The organism is Rhizobium sp. TRM95796 (assembly GCF_025779995.1).
Classification (GTDB): domain Bacteria; phylum Pseudomonadota; class Alphaproteobacteria; order Rhizobiales; family Rhizobiaceae; genus Rhizobium_E.
Genome location: NZ_JAOXHE010000004.1, coordinates 512,368 through 530,215 on the forward strand (window position 1 = coordinate 512,368; position 17,848 = coordinate 530,215).

The window sequence follows — 17,848 nt, forward strand, 5'->3', positions numbered from 1 at the left end:
TCAGGTGAAAAACCTGGCCTTTTTTTGTTTTTGTACTCAGGGACGATCGGCGCTCCTGATGTCAGAGCGCCGAAGAGGCCTGTTGCTGCGGGCCGTCGCGCCGGTCGCGCGCATCCCCCTGGTCGGGCAGGCTCTCGTCGAGAAACACCAGCGCCCGCATCAGGCAGCCCTCGCGGATCAGCGCGCGATAGTCGAGATAGCTGTCCACGACGCTGATCGGCACCGGTTGGCCGAAGCAGGCGCGCGACAGCGCCTCGCGTATGCTGTCTTCCATGAATTCCATCGCGGCGATGCCGGGGCCGGTGAAGACCAGCGGGATCGGGTCGAACAGCGTGAAGACATTGGAAAGCCCTGTGCCGATCGCCTTGCCGGCCTCGCGGAACGCCTGTCGTTCCGGCCCTTCGCCGGCGCGGGCCGCCTCGATCAGGGTCTGCAGCGCATCCGCCGGCGGATCTTCCTCGAGCAATTGCGTCTCCGGCACCCCGCGCACCGCCCGCCACAGCGAATAGGTCCCGGCATAGGCCTCGATGCAGCCGCGGCGACCGCAGCGGCAGAGCGCGCCGTCGGGGCGGAAATTGGTGTGGCCGAACTCCACCGCCGAGGAGCGCACGCCCGAAAACATCCGTCCGTCCATGTAGAGCCCCATGCCGACGCCGGTCGACAGGAGAACAGTGGCGAAATTCGCGCCATAGCGTTCGGGCGCGCGCCAATGCAGCGCCTCGGCGATCATGTTGCTTTCGTTGGAGATCTCGACGTCTACGCCGAAGCGGTCTTCGAGATACTGGCCCAGCGGCACATTGATGAGATCGATGACCGGCGACGACAGAAGCGTCTTGCGGTCGGCGTCGACGATGCCTTCCACCGCCGCCGAAATGCGCAGCAGCGGTCCGGCGTCACCGGCGTGCTTGTCGAGCATCTCCCCCAGGAAGCCGGTCACTTCGCGGCCGAGCGCTTCGGCGGTCATCCGCTTGGTCGCGATCGTGCGCGTCTCGAACGCGAAGACCTGGCCGCTGTAATCGGCAAGCGCCGTCTGGATGGTGTTGAGGCCGACAAACACCACGGCGATTGTGGCGTGCGCAGGGCGAGGGCGCACCGAAACCTGCGGCCGGCCCCGCCTTTGCGCTCCGGCTTCCGCAATCGGATCCGCCGACAGGGCGCCACGCTCCATCAGGCTGTTGGTGATCACGGTGACGGTGGACGCGGAAAGGCCTGTCTCCGCGCTCAGTTCTGTGCGGGACATTGGGCCATGGCGCCTGAGCGCCATGAGAACGCCAAATTGATTTTGCCGCCGGACGTCGTCCTGGCGCACGATGATAGACATGAAACCAGCTCCTCCCACTGGTAAAACCGATCATGCGCTAGCAAAATCACAGTGCAATGCAGCGCTTAATCGATTTGAAATACATCTTGACACAGGCGAAGATGTGAGTCACTCTTTTTTTCGACCCTCGAAAAAATAGGGTTCGCAACGGTCGGTCTGGGGATTAGGAGAAGAACCGGATCGGCTGCAATCGGTTGATGCGATACGCATCGGGAGGACAATATGAAGAAGTTTGCAGTTGCGCTCGCCAGCGCAGTCTTTGCCATGTCCGTCGCCGGCCCGGTCATGGCCGCCGGCAAGACCGTCGCCGTGTCCTGGAAGATTTTCCAGGAAGAACGCTGGAAGACGGACGAAGCCGTCATCAAGAAAATCGTCGAGGACAATGGCGACAAGTACATCTCTGCCGACGCGCAGGGCTCTGCCGCCAAGCAGCTGACCGACATCGAATCGCTGATGTCCCAGGGCGCCGACGTGCTGCTGATCGTTCCCTACGATTCCGAAGCCATCATGCCGGCCGTTGAAAAGGCCGCCTCCGAAGGCGTTCCGATGATCGCCTACGACGTGCAGATCGAGCATCCCTCGGTTCTCTACATGACCTTCGACAATGTCGGCGTCGGCCGTCTGATGGCGAAGGAAATGCTCAAGGTCAAGGATAGCGGCAACTTCGCCGTCATCAAGGGCGACCCGGGCGATCCGAACGCCACCTTCCTCTACAACGGCATGATGGAAGTGCTGAAGGCGAATATCGACGGCGGCAAGATCAAGATCGTCGGCGAAGCGTCGTCGGACGGCTGGAAGCCGGAAAACGCCCAGAAGAACATGGAGCAGATCCTGACCGCCAATGACAACAATGTCGACGCGGTTCTGTCTGAAAACGACGGCATGGCCGGCGGCGTCGTCGCCGCTCTCCAGGCCCAGGGTCTGGCTGGCGCTGTTCCGGTCACCGGCCAGGACGGCGACAAGGCCGCTCTGAACCGCGTGGCCCAGGGCACTCAGCTCGTGTCGATCTGGAAGGACTCCCGCGCTCTCGGCAAGCTCGCCGCCGAAGCCGCTCTCATGCTCGCCGATGGCAAGTCCATGGAAGACGTGCCGAACGTGGCCAAGTTCAAGGACGGCGCTCGCAAGGTCGAGATGAACGCGGTTCTTCTGAACCCGACCCCGATCACCAAGGACAACCTCAACCTCGTCATCGACGCGGGCTGGGTTGACGCCGCCACCGTCTGCGCTGGCGTGAAGGCTGGTTCCGTCGCGGTCTGCAAATAAGCAGTCCATTTCCGCACAATCGCGCGTCGCCCCCTCGGGGCGGCGCGTTTTCAAGAGAACAGAACGCAACCCATGCGGCTGCGCTCCTCGCCGCACACGCAAATGCCAGCGGCCCATCACGAGAGCGCGTTTCCCCGGATAAGGGCCCTGCCTGGGCCAACTCATAAGCGGGCGGGAACAGGGAGCAAATTATGAGCCAGGTGCAATCCACCACAGGTCCTGCGCTACAGCAGGAAGGACCTTTCAAAACATTCCTGCGCGCCACCGAGATCGACACGCGCATGATCGGCATGATCGGCGCGCTGCTGCTGATCTGGATCGGTTTTCACGTCTATGGCGCGTATGCCAATGGCGCCGGCAACTTTCTGACCGCGCGCAATCTGTGGAATCTGTCGGTCCAGACCGCCGCCATCACGGTCATGGCGACCGGCATGGTGCTGATCATCGTCACCCGCCATATCGATCTGTCGGTCGGCGCCATGCTTGGCGTCACCGCCATGATGATGGCGGTGCTGCAGGTCTGGGTGCTGCCAAACTGGCTCGGCATCGGCCATCCCGCCATCTGGATCATCACGGTGATCTTTGGCCTCATCGTCGGCTCGATCATCGGCACCTTCCAGGGCTATCTGATCGCCTATCTCGAAATTCCCTCCTTCATCGTCACCCTGGGCGGCCTGTTGGTGTGGCGCGGCGCGGCCTGGCTGGTGGCGCGCGGCGAAACCATCGCGCCGATCGATGAGAATTTCTCGCTGATCGGCGGCGGCCCTTATGGTTCGATCGGCACGACGGCCAGCTGGGTCGTGGCCGTGGTCGCCTGCGTCGGCGTCGCCTGGATGCTGACGGGCGCCCGCAAGCAGCGCGCCCGCTTCGGCTTCCCCATGCGTCCCACCTGGGCGGAATTCTTCATCGGCGGCGTCTCGATGCTGGTCATCCTCGCCGCGACCTATGTGATGAATTCCTATCCCTGGCCGAAGGGCATCATCAAGCAATATGCCGCGGCCCATAATCTCGATCCGGCGACGCTGGTCGTCGGCCATGGCTGGGCCATTCCGGTTCTCATCGCGCTCGCCGTGGTGCTCGCCATGACCTTCATGACCACGCGCACCAAGTTCGGCCGCTATGTCTTCGCCATGGGCGGCAATCCGGAGGCGGCGGACCTCGCCGGCATCAACACCCGCCGGTTGACCATGCTCATCTTCACGCTGATGGGTTTCCTCGTCGGTATCGCCGCCGCCATATCGTCGGCGCGCCTCAAGGCCGCCACCGCCGATCTCGGCCGTAATGACGAACTCTATGTCATCGCCGCGGCGGTTATCGGCGGCACGTCGCTCGCCGGCGGCTCCGGCACCATCTATGGCGCGATGATCGGCGCTCTGGTCATGCAGTCGCTTTATTCGGGCATGGTTCTGGTCGGCTTCGACGCCGCCATCCAGAACATGGTCGTTGGCGGCGTGCTGGTCCTGGCCGTCTATGTCGACACTGTCTATCGCCGCCACGCCAAGTAAGGGAGGATCCGTCATGGGTATCTATCAAAAGCCGGCGGGTACGCCTCTCGTGGAGATGAAGGACATCTCCATCGCCTTCGGCGGCATCAGGGCCGTCGACCACGCCTCGGTCGATCTGTTCCCCGGCGAGGTCGTGGCGCTGCTCGGCCATAACGGCGCGGGCAAGTCCACCCTCATCAAAATGCTGTCGGGCGCCTATAAGCGCGATCACGGCGAGATCTTCATCAATGGCGAGAAGGTCGACATCCAGAACCCGCGCGACGCCAAGGCGGTGGGCATCGAGACGATCTACCAGACGCTCGGTCTCGCCGACAATGTCGACGCCGCCGCCAATCTGTTCCTCGGCCGCGAGATCCTCACCAAATGGGGCACGCTCGACGACGTGGCGATGGAAGCGGAGGCCCGCCGGGTCATGGGGCGGCTGAACCCCAACTTCCGCCGTTTCAAGGAGCCGGTGAAGGCGCTTTCGGGCGGCCAGCGCCAATCAGTGGCCATTGCCCGCGCCATCATGTTCAACGCCCGCATCCTGATCATGGACGAGCCCACTGCGGCGCTCGGGCCCCAGGAAACCGCGCAGGTCGGCGAGCTCATCAAGGAGCTTAAGAAGGATGGCATCGGCATTTTCCTGATCAGCCACGACATCCATGACGTCTTCGACCTCGCCGACCGCGTGGCGGTGATGAAGAACGGCCGCGTGGTGGGTCATGCCCGCACCGAGGATGTGACCAAGGACGAAGTGCTCGGCATGATCATTCTCGGCAAATGCCCGCCGGGCGCCGAGCCCGGCCCGGGCGCGATGCAAAGCTGACGCTCGAACATCGTTGGCCAGATCAGAGGGCGCGGGAGACCGCGCCCTCTCGCTGTTTCGGCGCTGTTTGCGCCGATTCGTCCGAAACGATCCACCGCCATCACCGGAGACGCCGCGCGCGGATGTGAGAAAAAGCGCTTCGCTTTCAATCGACTAGGGGCTGGCGGCCGCAAACGCCTTGTGTCCTGGCCGTCATAAGCTGAAATTTCAGCGACCGGCGAGCGCCAGGCGGGGCGACTGCGCCCCGTTTTTGGCGATCGATAAAAGTTTAGGCGTTCGGATAAGCGAATTTTGCGCGATGTCTGGCAGGCTGCGCCCACCAATCCGCGAGAGGGGCGACAATGATTTTAACGACGTCGACACTGACGGGCCTGTTCTCAGCGCTGTTGCGCTCGGCCGTCGCCGTGATCCTCGTCGCCTTCCTGATTTCCGTCGTGGCGATCGCCGGCGTCGTGGTCTACGGCGCGTCGATTTTCACGGCGCTGCTCGTGGTTGCCGGCTTCAATCTTGGCCTTATCGCGGCTGCGCTCGGCTATGTGTTGTTTGGCGGCGGGACCCGGCGCGCCTGACCCCATCCGCCATTGTTGAAGCATCGCTTATGCCCTGAGGCGATTGGCGACCCGGCAGATATGTTCTGCGCCGATGCCGCAGCAGCCGCCCACCAGGCTTGCGCCCTTTTCCACCCATTCCGCCGCAAAAGTCGAGTATTTGTCGGAATTCAGATCCTCGCGCGTGCCATGCAGGCCTTCATTGGCGGCTTCGCCGTCATTGAGATTCTCAAACGCGTTGGCGTAGACGCCGATCTCGATGTCGGCGCCATGCGCGTCGAACACGGTTTTGGCCGCCTCCACCGCCCGGCCCATGACTTCGGGCTTGGCGCAGTTGAACAGCAGCGCCGCCGCGCCCGAAGACGCCGCCCATTCCGCCGCCGCCGTCACGCTTTCGCCCGATCGCAGCCGCGCCGCGCCCTGCGACATTGCGAGATCGGCGTCATCCAGCGTGAAGGAAATCCAGAACGGCTTGCCCGTGTCCTTGATCGCCTCGCGCACGGCCTCGCCCTCGGCGATCAGGCTGAGCGTCTCGCCGAGCCAGAGATCGACATAGGGCGCGAGATAGGTGACGAGCACATGAAGGTAATCCTGCACGCGGGAGGCGTCGAACAGCTGCGGCTCGTAGGAGCCGAAGATCGGCGGCAGCGAGCCCGCGACCAGCGTCCGGCCCTGGCCGACGCCGTCGGCCGCTTCGCGCGCCAGCCGGCCGGCCAGCGCGGTCAGGGCTGCGCCGTCGGACCGGAATTTCTCTTCGCCGATATGGAAGGGCACCAGCGCATAGGAATTGGTGGTGATCACCTCGGCGCCCGCCTCGATGAACTCCTCATGCACCTTGCGCACGATGTCGGGCGCGTTCATCAGCGCCAGCGCCGACCATTCCGGCTGCTTGAGTTCGGCGCCCAGCCGCACCAGTTCGCGGCTCATCCCGCCATCGAGAATGCGTGTCTTCTTCTGCGCGGTCGCGGTCATTTCGTCCTCCGGTCCTCATGTCATCCGCTGTTTGCCACGGCGCGCCGGCCAGGGGAAGGGCCGGCGTGAAACAGAATGGGGCGGATCATCGGCGGCATGGCCGGCTCCCCGGCGTTCGAAACCGCGATGCAAACCGCCTTCTCCGCCGCAAGTTCCCAAGCTCGATGGAACCGTGGCGCGCCATCCGTCTTTATCCCACAAGACAGGGAGGTCGGGATGTCAGACACCGCCGCGCATCCGGGCGCCAGCGTGCAGCCCACGCCGCTCACCTCGTCCGAGCGGGTCAACACGATGGCGCATTATCACCGCGCCGAAATCGCCCGCATGGCCGGTTGGCGCGACCGGTTGGACCGCACCACAAACTGGGCGCTGACGGCGGCTGCGGCCATGTTGTCGGTGTCGCTGTCGACGCCAGCCGCCCATCACGGCGTGCTGCTGTTCGCCATGCTCATCAATCTGCTGCTGCTGTGGATCGAGGCGCGCCGCTACCGCTTCTTCGACGTCTACCGCGCCCGGGTTCGCCAGTTCGAGCGGCATTACTTCGCGCAGATTTTCTCGCCGCAGCCGGATTTCGCCTCCAACTGGCTGCTCATTCTTGGAGAAACGCTGCGCACGCCGCATTTCCTCATCAGCCAGCGCGTCGCCTTCTCCCGCCGCCTGAGGCGCAACTATATTTACGTGTTCGGCATCCTGCTGCTCGCCTGGATTCTCAAGATCACCACGCCCGAGCTCGCCGCCCGGCAGGGACCGTCCGATCTCTGGCATATGGCCTATGCGGCGGCCAAGAGCGCCAGCCTCGGCCCGGCCCCCGGGGAAGTGGTGGCGCCGATCGTCCTCGCCTTTTACGCAGTGCTGATCTTCATCGCCTATTTCACGCCGGACGAGGACGCCGAACTCGCCCATGGCAATGTCCATGTCTGAAGCGTGGCGGCGGGCGTCTTGCAAAGGCGCGATACCTGCATTATGTTCGTAACTATGAAGATTGACGCCGAAGCCATGAAAGCAGGCGCCGAACAGGCGAGCGAGCTGCTGAAGTCCCTGTCCAACCGTTACCGGCTGCTGATCCTGTGCCGCCTGTCGAACGGCGAGCATTCGGTCGGGCAATTGGCGGAGTTCCTCGGCATCCGCGATTCCACCGTGTCCCAGCATCTGGCGCTTCTGCGCCGGGACCGCATCATCGCCGCTCGCCGCGACGGCCAGACCATCTGGTATCGCATCGAAAGCGACGTCGCCCGCGATCTCATCGCCACGCTCTACCGGAATTATTGCGGCAAGGCGGAAGTCGCCGCCTGACGATCGCTTTCTGGGAACGTTCCGACGCCTCGCCGGTTCAAAGACCTCCCATCCCAAGGAGGACTACCCCGTGAAACCGATCACCGCACTTTTCGCCGCCCTCATCGCTTCTGCCGCCCTGGTTCCAGCCTTCGCCGAGGATCCGGCCCCCGTTCCCGCTGCGAACACCATGGACAACGCCATGGGCGATGTCGGCATCGATCATTTCGTGCCGATGGCGACGAGCTCCAATTTGTTGGAAATCCAGTCGAGCGAACTCGCTCTGCAAAAAGCCAGTTCCGACCAGGTCAAGCAGTTCGCCCAGCAGATGATCGCCGATCACACCAAGGCCGGCGAGGAGATGAAGGCCGCGTTGTCGCAGCGCAAGGGCGATCTCGGCAGCCCCGACACGCTGTTGAAAGAAGACGCCGCCGCGCTCGACACGCTGAAGAACGCCAGCGCCGAAAACTTCGACATGGCCTATATAGAACTCCAGCGCATGGCGCATGACAAGGCCGTGGCGCTCTTCCAGTCCTACGCCTCCAAGCCCGACGACCCGACGCTCGGCGCCTTCGCCCAGAAGACCCTGCCAGTGCTCGAAATGCACCGCCAGCATGTGATGCAGCTTGCGGGGAAGTAATCCGGTCTCCTCTCGATGCTCTTGACGTCCTGCACCGCCCCGATCGCCCTTCTCCCCGCAATGCGGGGAGAAGGTGGCGGCAGCCGGATGAGGGGCGATGCACGCCCTGCAAGCCACCCCAAACGACCCGCAAAAAAATTTTCCTCATTTCATCCCCCACCCTCCCACGCCCTTTATTCTCATCTCGTTCCATCATCGGCTACACCGCGAGGCGTCGCGGCGAGATGGGGCCGGCGCTGGGGGAAGAGGGACGACGTGGCCCTTTTTCTCCGGGGCTTCGAGAAACGACGACCCCCGAACACTGGGGACCTTGGGCGTGAAAGCGCTCCCCCAGGGTGGCGTCTCGAAAGGGACGTTACAGTAAGGCCCGCTTCAGAGGCGGATTACCCGCAGTCTTGAACTGCGGCGACGAGCGTCAAGTTCGAGGCACAAACCGCCGAATGCGGGGCGCGACGAGCGTCATATTAAAACTAAACAAACGAGGCGTTCTTCGCGCCCCGGCCGAGCCCGTATGGGCGAAGCGAGACAATGACGTATAATTCCGGGCGAACGGACGCTGCGGAGCGAATTGGCATGTTCCATCGTCTTGGAGAAAACTGGAGCGGGCGAAGGGATTCGAACCCTCGACCCCAACCTTGGCAAGGTTGTGCTCTACCCCTGAGCTACACCCGCTCAAAACCCGCGGCCCTGGGGTAGTGTGGACCGGGTGTCGCCGAAGCCGTCGACGAGGGCGATATGCCCCAGCCGCAGATGAAATGCAACAGGTTTTTGGCGAAAAAAATCAAGCTTGTGGATTGTTTTGCGAGCCGTGCGCGAACGCTGGCCGGCAAGCGAAACGGGCCTTGCGCGTAACAATCGCGCGGCAAGAACAAGAATTTCACAGTCCGGGAGAAATTGGAGCGGGCGAAGGGATTCGAACCCTCGACCCCAACCTTGGCAAGGTTGTGCTCTACCCCTGAGCTACACCCGCTCATCATTCACGTTCCTGGGGTAGGTTGGAACCGTGAGCCGCTGCCATTCGGCGGCGACGGGCGCTATATCGCCCAAGGCTCCGGAGATTGCAACAGGGAAATGACAGCAAAGAGAAGAAAAATGACATGTCTTTGAAATCACGTCGGAAATTGAGCAGTCCGCCGTCGCCGCCGCCATTGCTCCCGGCGCGGAAGCAGCGTATCACTCGGCTCCGGATCGAGTCAGCAAGGAGACGAAGAATGGCCGACGCCCAGCCGAAAACCGATGAGGATCTGTTCGCATTTCTCGATCAGCTCGGGGCGCGCCATCAGACGAAAACCCATCCGGCCGTCTTCACCGTGGCCGAATCGGCGGCGCTGCGCGACGAAATTCCCGGCGGCCACACCAAGAACCTGTTCCTGAAGGACAAAAAGGACCAGTATTTCCTGCTGACCGTCGAGGAGCACGCGACGGTCGATCTCAAGACGGTGCATCAGATCGTCGGCGGCGCGTCGAAATTTTCCTTCGGCAAGCCGGAAAAACTCATGGAATTCCTGGGGGTCGTTCCCGGCGCCGTCACTGCTTTCGGCGTGATCAACGACACAGGGCGAAATGTGACGATTGTGCTCGACGAAGAACTGATGAAGAATGACATCATCAATTGCCACCCGCTCAGAAACGACGCCACGACTTCGATCAGCCGCGACGATCTGATCCGCTTCATCGAAGCGACCGGACATACGGCCCATATCTTGAAAGTGACCGTCTGACCCACGACATCAGGGCGGAAAAATCGGAGTGACGAGAATGACGGGTTTCAGCAATCCCTTCGGCGGTCTGGGCGGCCAGCCCGCATCCAAGACCAATGGCGGCGCATCTGCGCATGTGAAGGACACGACCACGCAGGCCTTCGGTCGCGACGTGATGGAAGAATCGACGCGGCAACCGGTGCTGGTGGATTTCTGGGCGCCCTGGTGCGGCCCTTGCCGTCAGCTGACGCCGGTGATCGAAAAGGTCGTCAACGAGGCCGGCGGCAAGGTCAAGCTCGTCAAGCTCAACATCGATGACCATCCCGCCATCCCGGGCCAGCTCGGCATCCAGTCGATTCCGGCCGTCGTCGCCTTCGTCGATGGCCGCCCGGTCGACGGTTTCATGGGTGCGCTGCCCGAGACACAGGTTCGGGCCTTCATCGACAAGATCGCCGGTCCCGGCGCGGGCCCGATGGACGAGGCGGCCGAGATCGAAGCGGTCTTGGCCGAAGCCGAGGCGGCGCTCGCCGAAGGCGATCTTGGCGGCGCAGCCGACATGTTCGGCGCGGTGCTGCAGGCTGATCCCGACAATCTCAAGGCGTTGGCCGGCATGGCCAATTGCATGATTGCGGCCGGCCAGTGGGAGCGCGCCCGCGATCTGCTCGCGAGCCTCCCCGAAGAGAAGAAGACCGACGCCGCCGTGGCGCCGCTGCTCGCTAAGCTCGCCCAGATCGAAGAAGCCCGCAAGCTCGGCGATCCGCGCGCGCTCGAACATGAGCTGTCGCTCAATCCCGATCACCACGACGCCCGCATGAAGCTCGCCAAGATCCTCAATGTCGAGGGCGATCGCGACGGCGCCGCCGAACATCTGTTCTACATCATGAAGAAGGACCGCGCTTACGACGACGACGGCGCCCGCCGCCAGTTGCTGCAGTTCTTCGATGTCTGGGGCTTCAAGGATCCCGCCACCATCGCGGCGCGGCGGAAATTGTCCTCGATCCTGTTCTCCTGATCCATTGGCTTGAACGGGGGGCGGACGCGCCCCATATCCTTGTCGAATTGCGAGAGAGGTTGGTCGATGCAGGTTGGCAATGCGCGTTATCTGACCGAGGCGGATCTGCCCGAGAGCATTCCGATTTTTCCGTTGTCGGGCGTCTTGCTTCTGTCGGGAGCGCATTTGCCGCTCAACGTGTTCGAGCCGCGCTATCTCGCCATGATCGACGACGCGCTCAAGCACAACAGGCTGATCGGCGTCGCCCAGCCGGTGTTCACCGAAACCGACGAGAGCCCGGCCGGCAATCCCGAACTCTGCAAGGTCGGCACGATCGGCCGGATCACCACGTTCGGCGAGACCGGCGACGGACGCTATGTCATCGATATCTCTGGCATATGCCGCGTGCGGTTGCTCAATGAGTTGTCGCAGGGCCATTGTCCCTATCGACGTTTCGCCATCAAGCCCTTTGTGAGCGATCTCATCGAACCCGACGACGATCCGACCGTCGATCGCGACGCGCTGCTCTCGGCCTTCCGCAACTATCTCGACGCCAACAAGCTCGAAGTCGATTGGGAAGCCGTGGGCAAGACCTCCAATCGCACCCTGGTCAATTCGCTGTCGATGATGGCGCCGTTCGGGCCGCGCGAAAAACAGGCGCTGCTCGAAGCGCCCGACCTCAAGACGCGGGCCGAAACGCTGGTCGCCATGACCGAAATTGTGCTCGCCAAAGCCTTCGGCGACGCCGCCCGCACGCTGCAGTGAGGGTCTAATGACCGATCTCGATCTCGCCCGCCCCGATCCGAAAATGCTGGAGCTGCTCGTCTGCCCTGTCACCAAGGGCGGGCTGACCTATGATCGTGAGCGCAACGAACTGATCTCGGAAAAAGCCAAGCTGGCCTTTCCGATCCGCGACGGCGTGCCGATCATGCTCGAATCGGAAGCCCGGCGCATCGAAAGCTGATCAAAGGCGGCGCTTCGCCATGAGGCGCGGCGCGATCCGGATGAAGGCGAGAATCAGCAAGCCGCACAGGCTCGCCCACCAGCCCATCCGTTCGGCCAGCAATGGCTCCAGTCGAAGCTCGATCTCGCTTCGGCCCGCCGGCGCCGCGATCTGCAAAACCTTCGTTCCCTCGACCAATCCGCCGGCCGAAGCCCTCCAGCCGGGATAGGCGAACTGCCGAATGGCGACAACGCCCTCCGACTTGAGATCGAACGCCAGCCGAATGCGGCGCGGCGACCAGTCCCGCACCACGACCTTTCCCTCGCCTTCAATCAGCCGAACCCTCTCAGCGGGCGCGAAAAGGCCTTGCACCTCCACACGCGAGACCAGCCGATATTCCGGCGCATCCCAGCTGTCATCCCCGGGGCTCGCTCTGGTGATAGACTCGGGGTCGATGGAAGCGGGCAGGCGCTCGGGCAGGAGCGTGAATCCGATATTGACCAGCAGGCCGACGATGATCACGGCAAAGGGCAGAACTCGCGAGAGCCGGGGTCTGGCCTCCGCTGCGGCAGCCGTTACGGCGAGCGACAGTCCGATCGTGGCGAGCAGCAGGAACCGCCAGGGAAATTGGACCCGGTCGAGCGGCAGATGCAGCTCCCAAATCGGCCGGCTCAGGACGCTCATCAGGACGAGCGCCGGCAGCAGGAAGGCGAGGGCGGCGACCGCCTGTATCCGAGCAGCCGTGCGGGAACGCGCCAGAGCAACGGTCGCAATAAGCAGTCCCGGTCCGAAGGTGAGGGCGCTCGCAACATGCACATAGAGTTCGATGCCCGGATCGGGCCACGCCGCGCCGCCGAGAAGCCAGTTGCTGGCGAGGTTGCGGCCGGAAAACAGGGCCGCGGTGTCGATATAGGCGGAATGGGTGAGCGCCGTGCCGAGATAGCCGCCGGCGAGGAGAAGGCCGAGCAGCGCCGACAGAGCCAGCGTCGTCAGCCTGATCGGGCGTCGGTCCTTCAGATCGAGGATCAGCGCATAGAGACCATAGGCGGGGCCGGCGATCAGGATGGACGGCGCATGGGTGGTGAACAATCCGGCGAGCGTCAGCGCCGTCACAGCGATCGTCCTGCCGCTCAGGCGATCCGGCGCGGTCAGCATCATCAGCGTCAGCGGCGGCCAGACGAAGGCCCAGACTTCTGCGAAGGCGCCGCGCTGATAGACGTTGATATAGAGATGATAGGGGGTGAGGAGATATATAAGCGCGCCGGCCAGCGCCGCCCGTGGCGCCTCGGGAAAGGCGCGGCGCAGCCAGAAGAGGCAGGCGAGGCCGGAGGCGAGCATGGCGAGCCAGGCGGAGAGGCCGAGCTTAAGCGCGATCATTGAGGAGTTGGGAAAGAGGGGATGCAGAAGCGCTGTTACAAAGTGGCTGAGCGGTGGATAGACGAAGAAAGCCGGACTGCCGAAGCCGTCATTCAGGTCCATCAGCCAGCGGGGATAGAGGTCGCCCGCCCAGAATTGTCGGGCGAAGGCCTCCTGCCAGCGGGCGTGAAAAATGCTGTCGACGCCGCTCCGCAACGCGCCGAATACAATGGCGGGGACCATCACCAGCGTGGCGGTGAGGAACACGGCCATGACCGCGCCCGCGGCGCCGGTTGGCGCCTCGTCGTTTCTCGACGTCTCGGGCATCGTCACGCGCGGCGGGCGGCCAGGCTTTCCGGCCGGGCAGCGCGCTCCGGCGGCTGCATCGCCTGGGCGGCTTCGAGCCCCCAGGTCTCGCGGACGAGGAACAGCGGCCGTCCCTTCACTTCGATGAAGATGCGGGCGACATATTCACCGACCACGCCGAGACCGGTGAGCACGAGGCCGTTGAAGAACAGGATGAAGCTCGCAAGCGATGCATAACCGGGAACGTCGACGCCGAGAAGCAGGACGCGGCCGATGAGATAGGCGCCATAGAGGAACCCCGCCAAGGCGCAGGCGAGGCCGATATAGCTCCAGAGTTTCAGGGGAACCGACGAAAAGGAGACGATGCCTTCGAGGCCGAGACGCCAGAGCGCCAGCGGCTTCCATTTCGAACTGCCGGCGGCGCGGGCGGGCCTGACATAATCGATCGTGGCCTGACGATAGCCGAGCCAGGCGAACAGGCCCTTCATGAAACGGGCGCGTTCGGGCAGTGCGCCGAGCGCGTCGACCACGCGGCGGTCCATCAGCCTGAAATCGCCGGCGTCGGCGGGGATGTCGATGTCGCTCAGCCGGCCGATGGTTTTGTAGAACAGGCTCGACGTCCAGCGCTTGAGCATTGCGTCGGAGCTGCGGTCGGCGCGGCGGGCGAGGACGACGTCGAAGCCGTCGCGCCATTTGTCGACCATGACCGGGATCAGGCCCGGCGGGTCCTGCAAGTCGACATCCATCGGGATGACGGCGCGGCCCGAACAGAAGGCGAGGGCGGCCGTGAGCGCCGCCTCCTTGCCGAAATTGCGCGAGAGGTCGACGACCTTGATGCGGGGATCACGAGCGCGGGCGAGGGTGAGAATGTCCAGCGTCGCATCGCGGCTGCCGTCATTGACGAAGACGATTTCGTAATCGGCGGTGACGCTTTCGAGGATGGGGGTCACGGTCTGGAGGAAGAGGGCCAGCATGTCCTCTTCATTATAGACCGGCACGGCGATGCTGAGTTCGACCGTCATAGTCCCTCCGATGTCGCGGGCGATGAGACGGTTGTATCCCCGAGGCCCTAAGCTTCGGTAAATCAGCCTTGCCGATCGCGACTGGCGGAGCGGATGGCGGTCGAACTCAGCCGGGAGCGCGGGCCGTGGATGAAGGTCCAGGCGGGGGCGGGGAGGTTGCCGAGTGTGCCCGCATCATGCTCGTCGACCCTCGCATAGTCGAAGGTCTTGGCCATGACGGAGGAGAGGAAGGCGAGCGTCGCGCCGGGTCTGTCGATGACGGCGATGGGGAAGGTCATGGCGATCTTGCGCCAGTTCTGCCAGCGGTGGAAATCGCGCAGATTGTCGGCGCCCATGATCCAGACGAAGCGGACGGCGGGATTGCGCGCCTTCACCCGCGCCAGCACCTCGGCGGTGTAGCTCGAATTCAGGCTCGTCTCGAAGGCGGTGACGCGGATGCGGGGATCATGCACCATGGCTTCGGAGAGGTCGAGGCGTTCGGCGAGCGGCGCGAGGACCCGGCGGGATTTGAGCGGATTGCCGGGGGTGACCATCCACCAGAGCTGGTCGAGGCCGAGTCGGCGGAGCGCGATGTCGGCCACGAGCTGGTGTCCCTGATGCGGCGGATTGAAGGATCCGCCGAACAGGCCCACCAGCATGCCGGGCTCGACATGCGGCATGATCAGATGACGTCGTCCGATCTCTTCCGCATCCACAGGCGTCAGGGCCTGATCTGGCCGCTGCCGCGGACGCGATATTTGAAGGAGGTCAATTGCTCGACGCCAACCGGTCCCCGCGCATGCATCTTGCCGGTGGCGATGCCGATTTCCGCGCCCATGCCGAATTCGCCGCCATCGGCGAATTGCGTCGAGGCGTTGTGCAGCAGGATCGCCGAATCGATCTCGTTGAAGAAACGCGCGACGGCGTCTGCGTCTTCCGAAATGATCGCTTCGGTGTGATGCGAGGAGTAGCGGTTGATATGGGCGATCGCGCCGCCGACGCCGTCGACGACGGCGACCGAAATGATCGCGTCGAGATATTCGGTCGACCAGTCCTCGTCGGTCGCCGGTTTGAAGGCCGGGAAGACCTTGAGCACGGTGGCCGAGGCGCGGATCTCGCAGCCGGCATGGGTGAGCGCTTCGAGGATCGGCATCAGATGGGTGCCGAGGGCGGCGCTGTCGACCAGAAGCGTTTCGGCCGAGCCGCAGACGCCGGTGCGGCGGAGCTTGGAATTGATGACCAGATTCTTGGCCATGTCCACATCCGACGTCGCGTCGACATAGATGTGGTTGACGCCTTCGAGATGGGCGAAGACCGGCACGCGGGCTTCCGACTGGACACGGGCGACCAGCGACTTGCCGCCGCGCGGCACGATCACGTCGATTGCGCCATTGAGGCCCGACAGCATTTCGCCGACGGCGGCGCGGTCGGCGACCGGCACATATTGGATCGCATGTTCGGGCAGGCCGGCGGATTTCAATCCGTCGACCAGGCAGGCATGGATCGCCGACGACGAGTGAATGGAGTCCGAGCCGCCGCGCAGGATCACGGCGTTGCCGGCCTTGAGGCACAGCGCGCCGGCGTCGGCGGTCACATTGGGACGGCTCTCGTAAATGACGCCGATGACGCCGAGCGGCGTGCGGACGCGCTCGATATGCAGGCCGTTGGGGCGGTCCCATTCGGCGATGACGTCGCCGACGGGGTCGGGCAGCGCGGCGATTTCGCGAATGCCCTGGGCGATGGCGTCGATGCGGGCGTCGTTGAGCAGCAGCCGATCGACAAAGGAGTCGGCCATGCCGTTGGCGCGGGCGGCGTCGAGATCGAGCGCATTGGCGGCGAGGATGTCGGCCTTCTGCGCGAGGATCGCATCGGCCATGGCGAGAAGGGCGGCGTTCTTGGCTGGCGTCGGGACGATCGACAATGGCTGGCTGGCGGCGCGGGCGCGGGCGCCGATCTCCAGCATCAGTGTCTTGATCTCGTCCTTGGCCATGTCAAGCATCGATCTCGTCCTTCGTCTTGCTCCGGGTTTGGCGGGCGGCCGTCATCACCATGTCGTCGCGATGGACCATGGCGGCGCGGCCGGAATAGCCGAGAATCTCGGCGATCTCGTTGGATTTCTTACCGGCGATCTGGCGGGCTTCCTGCGCGTCGTAGCCGGCAAGGCCGCGGGCGATCTCGCGGCCGTCAAGCGAGAGGATCGCGACCGTGTCGCCGCGCGAAAAATCGCCCTCGATGTCGCGGAGGCCGGCGGGCAACAGGCTCTTGCCGCTGTGCAGCGCGCGCTCGGCGCCGTCATCGATCATCAGGCGGCCGGCGGGCAGCAATTGCCCGGCGATCCAGGTCTTGCGGGCGGTGACCGGCTCGGGCGAGGGGGCAAACCAGCTGTGGCGCACGCCCTTGGCGATCGAGGCCAGCGGATTATAGACCTTGCCCGAAGCGATGATCATCGCGCAGCCTGCCGATGTGGCGATCTTGCCGGCGTCGATCTTGGTGCGCATGCCGCCCCGCGACAGTTCGGAAGCCGCCCCGCCCGCCATGGCTTCGATCTCCGGCGTAATAGCGGGGATGACGTCGAGGAAACGCGCCTCGGGATCGAGATGCGGCGGGGCGGTGTAAAGGCCGTCGATGTCGGAGAGCAGCACCAGCATGTCGGCGCCGACCATGGTGGCGACGCGGGCGGCGAGCCGGTCATTGTCGCCATAGCGGATTTCGCTGGTCGCGACGGTGTCGTTTTCGTTGATGACCGGAATGGCCTTCAGCTTCATCAGCTGGGAAATCGTGGCGCGGGCGTTGAGATAGCGGCGGCGCTCCTCGGTGTCGCCCAGCGTCAGCAGGATCTGGCCGGCGACGATGTCGTGACGCGACAGGCTTTCCGACCAGGCGCGGGCGAGCGAGATCTGGCCGACGGCGGCGGCGGCCTGGCTTTCCTCGAGCTTCAGCGCGCCCGAAGGCAGATCGAGCACCGTGCGGCCCATGGCGATGGCGCCGGAGGACACGACCAGCACCTCCACGCCCTTGGCGGCGAGTTGGGCGATGTCGTCGCACATCGCCTCGAGCCAGGCCTTCTTCAGACCCGTCTTGCGGTCCACCAGCAGCGCAGAGCCGATCTTGATGACGATGCGGCGGCAGTTTTCGAGCCCGAGTCGCTCATTCGTCGTCATAGTCGTCAAAGTCCTCGTCGTCTTCATCGGCCATCGGCGCCATCTTTTCCTTGCGCTTCCA

The 17,848-nt window shown here is 64.0% G+C and carries 18 protein-coding genes and 2 tRNA genes; 11 read left to right on the forward strand and 9 right to left on the reverse strand.

The window, feature by feature from the left end; translation table 11 throughout:
* Positions 1 to 61: 61 nt before the first annotated feature.
* Positions 62 to 1,321: an ROK family transcriptional regulator gene (locus OCK01_RS11195; RefSeq protein ID WP_263823992.1), complete on the reverse strand. Its 1,260-nt coding sequence runs from the start codon at positions 1,319 to 1,321 to the stop codon at positions 62 to 64.
* Positions 1,322 to 1,543: 222 nt separating this feature from the next.
* Between OCK01_RS11195 and OCK01_RS11200 the strand changes: the two genes are divergently transcribed.
* The 4 genes from OCK01_RS11200 to OCK01_RS11215 all read left to right on the forward strand — a co-directional run bounded on the left by OCK01_RS11200 (position 1,544) and on the right by OCK01_RS11215 (position 5,466).
* Positions 1,544 to 2,584 (forward strand): substrate-binding domain-containing protein, encoded by a 1,041-nt coding sequence (locus tag OCK01_RS11200; RefSeq protein WP_412179000.1) that lies wholly within the window; start codon positions 1,544 to 1,546, stop codon positions 2,582 to 2,584.
* A 191-nt stretch (positions 2,585 to 2,775) separates the two neighbouring features.
* The gene (locus tag OCK01_RS11205) at positions 2,776 to 4,089 is read left to right on the forward strand and encodes a sugar ABC transporter permease (RefSeq protein ID WP_263823993.1); all 1,314 of its coding nucleotides are present in this window, start codon (positions 2,776 to 2,778) and stop codon (positions 4,087 to 4,089) included.
* A 13-nt stretch (positions 4,090 to 4,102) separates the two neighbouring features.
* Positions 4,103 to 4,897: an ATP-binding cassette domain-containing protein gene (locus OCK01_RS11210; protein ID WP_263823994.1), complete on the forward strand. Its 795-nt coding sequence runs from the start codon at positions 4,103 to 4,105 to the stop codon at positions 4,895 to 4,897.
* A gap of 341 nt (positions 4,898 to 5,238) precedes the next feature.
* Positions 5,239 to 5,466 (forward strand): hypothetical protein, encoded by a 228-nt coding sequence (locus OCK01_RS11215; protein WP_263823995.1) that lies wholly within the window; start codon positions 5,239 to 5,241, stop codon positions 5,464 to 5,466.
* Between the two features lie 27 nt (positions 5,467 to 5,493).
* Here the strand turns inward: OCK01_RS11215 and OCK01_RS11220 are convergent, their stop codons facing one another.
* Positions 5,494 to 6,417 (reverse strand): homocysteine S-methyltransferase family protein, encoded by a 924-nt coding sequence (locus OCK01_RS11220; protein ID WP_263823996.1) that lies wholly within the window; start codon positions 6,415 to 6,417, stop codon positions 5,494 to 5,496.
* A 216-nt stretch (positions 6,418 to 6,633) separates the two neighbouring features.
* On the opposite strand from OCK01_RS11220, the gene OCK01_RS11225 reads away from it, so the two are divergent.
* From OCK01_RS11225 to OCK01_RS11235, 3 genes are all read left to right on the forward strand, one after another.
* On the forward strand, positions 6,634 to 7,338 hold the full coding sequence (locus OCK01_RS11225) for a DUF2270 domain-containing protein (RefSeq protein ID WP_182828561.1): 705 nt from the start codon (positions 6,634 to 6,636) through the stop codon (positions 7,336 to 7,338).
* Positions 7,339 to 7,392: 54 nt separating this feature from the next.
* Positions 7,393 to 7,710: an ArsR/SmtB family transcription factor gene (locus tag OCK01_RS11230; RefSeq protein WP_263823997.1), complete on the forward strand. Its 318-nt coding sequence runs from the start codon at positions 7,393 to 7,395 to the stop codon at positions 7,708 to 7,710.
* A gap of 70 nt (positions 7,711 to 7,780) precedes the next feature.
* A complete protein-coding gene (locus tag OCK01_RS11235; protein WP_263823998.1) occupies positions 7,781 to 8,329 on the forward strand; it encodes a DUF4142 domain-containing protein in 549 nt (182 codons plus the stop codon).
* Between the two features lie 597 nt (positions 8,330 to 8,926).
* Here the strand turns inward: OCK01_RS11235 and OCK01_RS11240 are convergent.
* Positions 8,927 to 9,001 (reverse strand) — tRNA-Gly (locus OCK01_RS11240).
* A 223-nt stretch (positions 9,002 to 9,224) separates the two neighbouring features.
* Positions 9,225 to 9,299: transfer RNA gene (locus tag OCK01_RS11245), tRNA-Gly, on the reverse strand.
* A 241-nt stretch (positions 9,300 to 9,540) separates the two neighbouring features.
* Here OCK01_RS11245 and OCK01_RS11250 point away from each other — a divergent pair.
* From OCK01_RS11250 to OCK01_RS11265, 4 genes are all read left to right on the forward strand, one after another.
* The gene (locus OCK01_RS11250) at positions 9,541 to 10,050 is read left to right on the forward strand and encodes a prolyl-tRNA synthetase associated domain-containing protein (protein WP_263823999.1); all 510 of its coding nucleotides are present in this window, start codon (positions 9,541 to 9,543) and stop codon (positions 10,048 to 10,050) included.
* 37 nt (positions 10,051 to 10,087) lie between these two features.
* The gene (gene trxA, locus OCK01_RS11255; RefSeq protein ID WP_182829416.1) at positions 10,088 to 11,041 is read left to right on the forward strand and encodes a thioredoxin; all 954 of its coding nucleotides are present in this window, start codon (positions 10,088 to 10,090) and stop codon (positions 11,039 to 11,041) included.
* 66 nt (positions 11,042 to 11,107) lie between these two features.
* Positions 11,108 to 11,785 carry an LON peptidase substrate-binding domain-containing protein gene (locus OCK01_RS11260; protein ID WP_263824000.1) on the forward strand — a complete coding sequence of 226 codons (678 nt, stop codon included), beginning with the start codon at positions 11,108 to 11,110 and terminating at the stop codon, positions 11,783 to 11,785.
* Between the two features lie 7 nt (positions 11,786 to 11,792).
* Positions 11,793 to 11,984, forward strand: coding sequence for a Trm112 family protein (locus tag OCK01_RS11265; RefSeq protein WP_263824001.1), 192 nt, complete (start codon positions 11,793 to 11,795; stop codon positions 11,982 to 11,984).
* Here OCK01_RS11265 and OCK01_RS11270 read toward each other — a convergent pair whose 3' ends face one another.
* The 5 genes from OCK01_RS11270 to proB form a co-directional block, all read right to left on the reverse strand.
* The gene (locus OCK01_RS11270; RefSeq protein WP_263824002.1) at positions 11,985 to 13,592 is read right to left on the reverse strand and encodes a 6-pyruvoyl-tetrahydropterin synthase-related protein; all 1,608 of its coding nucleotides are present in this window, start codon (positions 13,590 to 13,592) and stop codon (positions 11,985 to 11,987) included. It lies immediately after the preceding gene.
* Positions 13,593 to 13,648: 56 nt separating this feature from the next.
* Positions 13,649 to 14,647 (reverse strand): glycosyltransferase family 2 protein, encoded by a 999-nt coding sequence (locus OCK01_RS11275; protein ID WP_263824003.1) that lies wholly within the window; start codon positions 14,645 to 14,647, stop codon positions 13,649 to 13,651.
* Between the two features lie 62 nt (positions 14,648 to 14,709).
* Complete coding sequence (locus tag OCK01_RS11280; protein WP_263824029.1) at positions 14,710 to 15,306, reverse strand: nicotinate-nucleotide adenylyltransferase; 597 nt, start codon at positions 15,304 to 15,306, stop codon at positions 14,710 to 14,712.
* Positions 15,307 to 15,347: 41 nt separating this feature from the next.
* Positions 15,348 to 16,625 (reverse strand): glutamate-5-semialdehyde dehydrogenase, encoded by a 1,278-nt coding sequence (locus OCK01_RS11285; protein WP_263824004.1) that lies wholly within the window; start codon positions 16,623 to 16,625, stop codon positions 15,348 to 15,350.
* Complete coding sequence (gene proB, locus OCK01_RS11290) at positions 16,618 to 17,787, reverse strand: glutamate 5-kinase (protein WP_263824005.1); 1,170 nt, start codon at positions 17,785 to 17,787, stop codon at positions 16,618 to 16,620. The genes OCK01_RS11285 and proB overlap by 8 nt, the downstream gene beginning before the upstream one ends.
* Positions 17,788 to 17,848 lie beyond the last annotated feature (61 nt).

Excerpts from the sequence above, each read along its gene's own strand:
- OCK01_RS11195 (WP_263823992.1), bottom strand. The coding sequence starts at position 1,321 with ATGTCTATCATCGTGCGCCAGGACGACGTCCGGCGGCAAAATCAATTT.
- OCK01_RS11200 (WP_412179000.1), top strand. The coding sequence starts at position 1,544 with ATGAAGAAGTTTGCAGTTGCGCTCGCCAGCGCAGTCTTTGCCATGTCC.
- OCK01_RS11205 (WP_263823993.1), top strand. The coding sequence starts at position 2,776 with ATGAGCCAGGTGCAATCCACCACAGGTCCTGCGCTACAGCAGGAAGGA.
- OCK01_RS11210 (WP_263823994.1), top strand. The coding sequence starts at position 4,103 with ATGGGTATCTATCAAAAGCCGGCGGGTACGCCTCTCGTGGAGATGAAG.
- OCK01_RS11215 (WP_263823995.1), top strand. The coding sequence starts at position 5,239 with ATGATTTTAACGACGTCGACACTGACGGGCCTGTTCTCAGCGCTGTTG.
- OCK01_RS11220 (WP_263823996.1), bottom strand. The coding sequence starts at position 6,417 with ATGACCGCGACCGCGCAGAAGAAGACACGCATTCTCGATGGCGGGATG.
- OCK01_RS11225 (WP_182828561.1), top strand. The coding sequence starts at position 6,634 with ATGTCAGACACCGCCGCGCATCCGGGCGCCAGCGTGCAGCCCACGCCG.
- OCK01_RS11230 (WP_263823997.1), top strand. The coding sequence starts at position 7,393 with ATGAAGATTGACGCCGAAGCCATGAAAGCAGGCGCCGAACAGGCGAGC.
- OCK01_RS11250 (WP_263823999.1), top strand. The coding sequence starts at position 9,541 with ATGGCCGACGCCCAGCCGAAAACCGATGAGGATCTGTTCGCATTTCTC.
- trxA (WP_182829416.1), top strand. The coding sequence starts at position 10,088 with ATGACGGGTTTCAGCAATCCCTTCGGCGGTCTGGGCGGCCAGCCCGCA.
- OCK01_RS11260 (WP_263824000.1), top strand. The coding sequence starts at position 11,108 with ATGCAGGTTGGCAATGCGCGTTATCTGACCGAGGCGGATCTGCCCGAG.
- OCK01_RS11265 (WP_263824001.1), top strand. The coding sequence starts at position 11,793 with ATGACCGATCTCGATCTCGCCCGCCCCGATCCGAAAATGCTGGAGCTG.
- OCK01_RS11270 (WP_263824002.1), bottom strand. The coding sequence starts at position 13,592 with ATGGCCGTGTTCCTCACCGCCACGCTGGTGATGGTCCCCGCCATTGTA.
- OCK01_RS11275 (WP_263824003.1), bottom strand. The coding sequence starts at position 14,647 with ATGACGGTCGAACTCAGCATCGCCGTGCCGGTCTATAATGAAGAGGAC.
- OCK01_RS11280 (WP_263824029.1), bottom strand. The coding sequence starts at position 15,306 with ATGCCGCATGTCGAGCCCGGCATGCTGGTGGGCCTGTTCGGCGGATCC.
- OCK01_RS11285 (WP_263824004.1), bottom strand. The coding sequence starts at position 16,625 with ATGCTTGACATGGCCAAGGACGAGATCAAGACACTGATGCTGGAGATC.
- proB (WP_263824005.1), bottom strand. The coding sequence starts at position 17,787 with ATGACGACGAATGAGCGACTCGGGCTCGAAAACTGCCGCCGCATCGTC.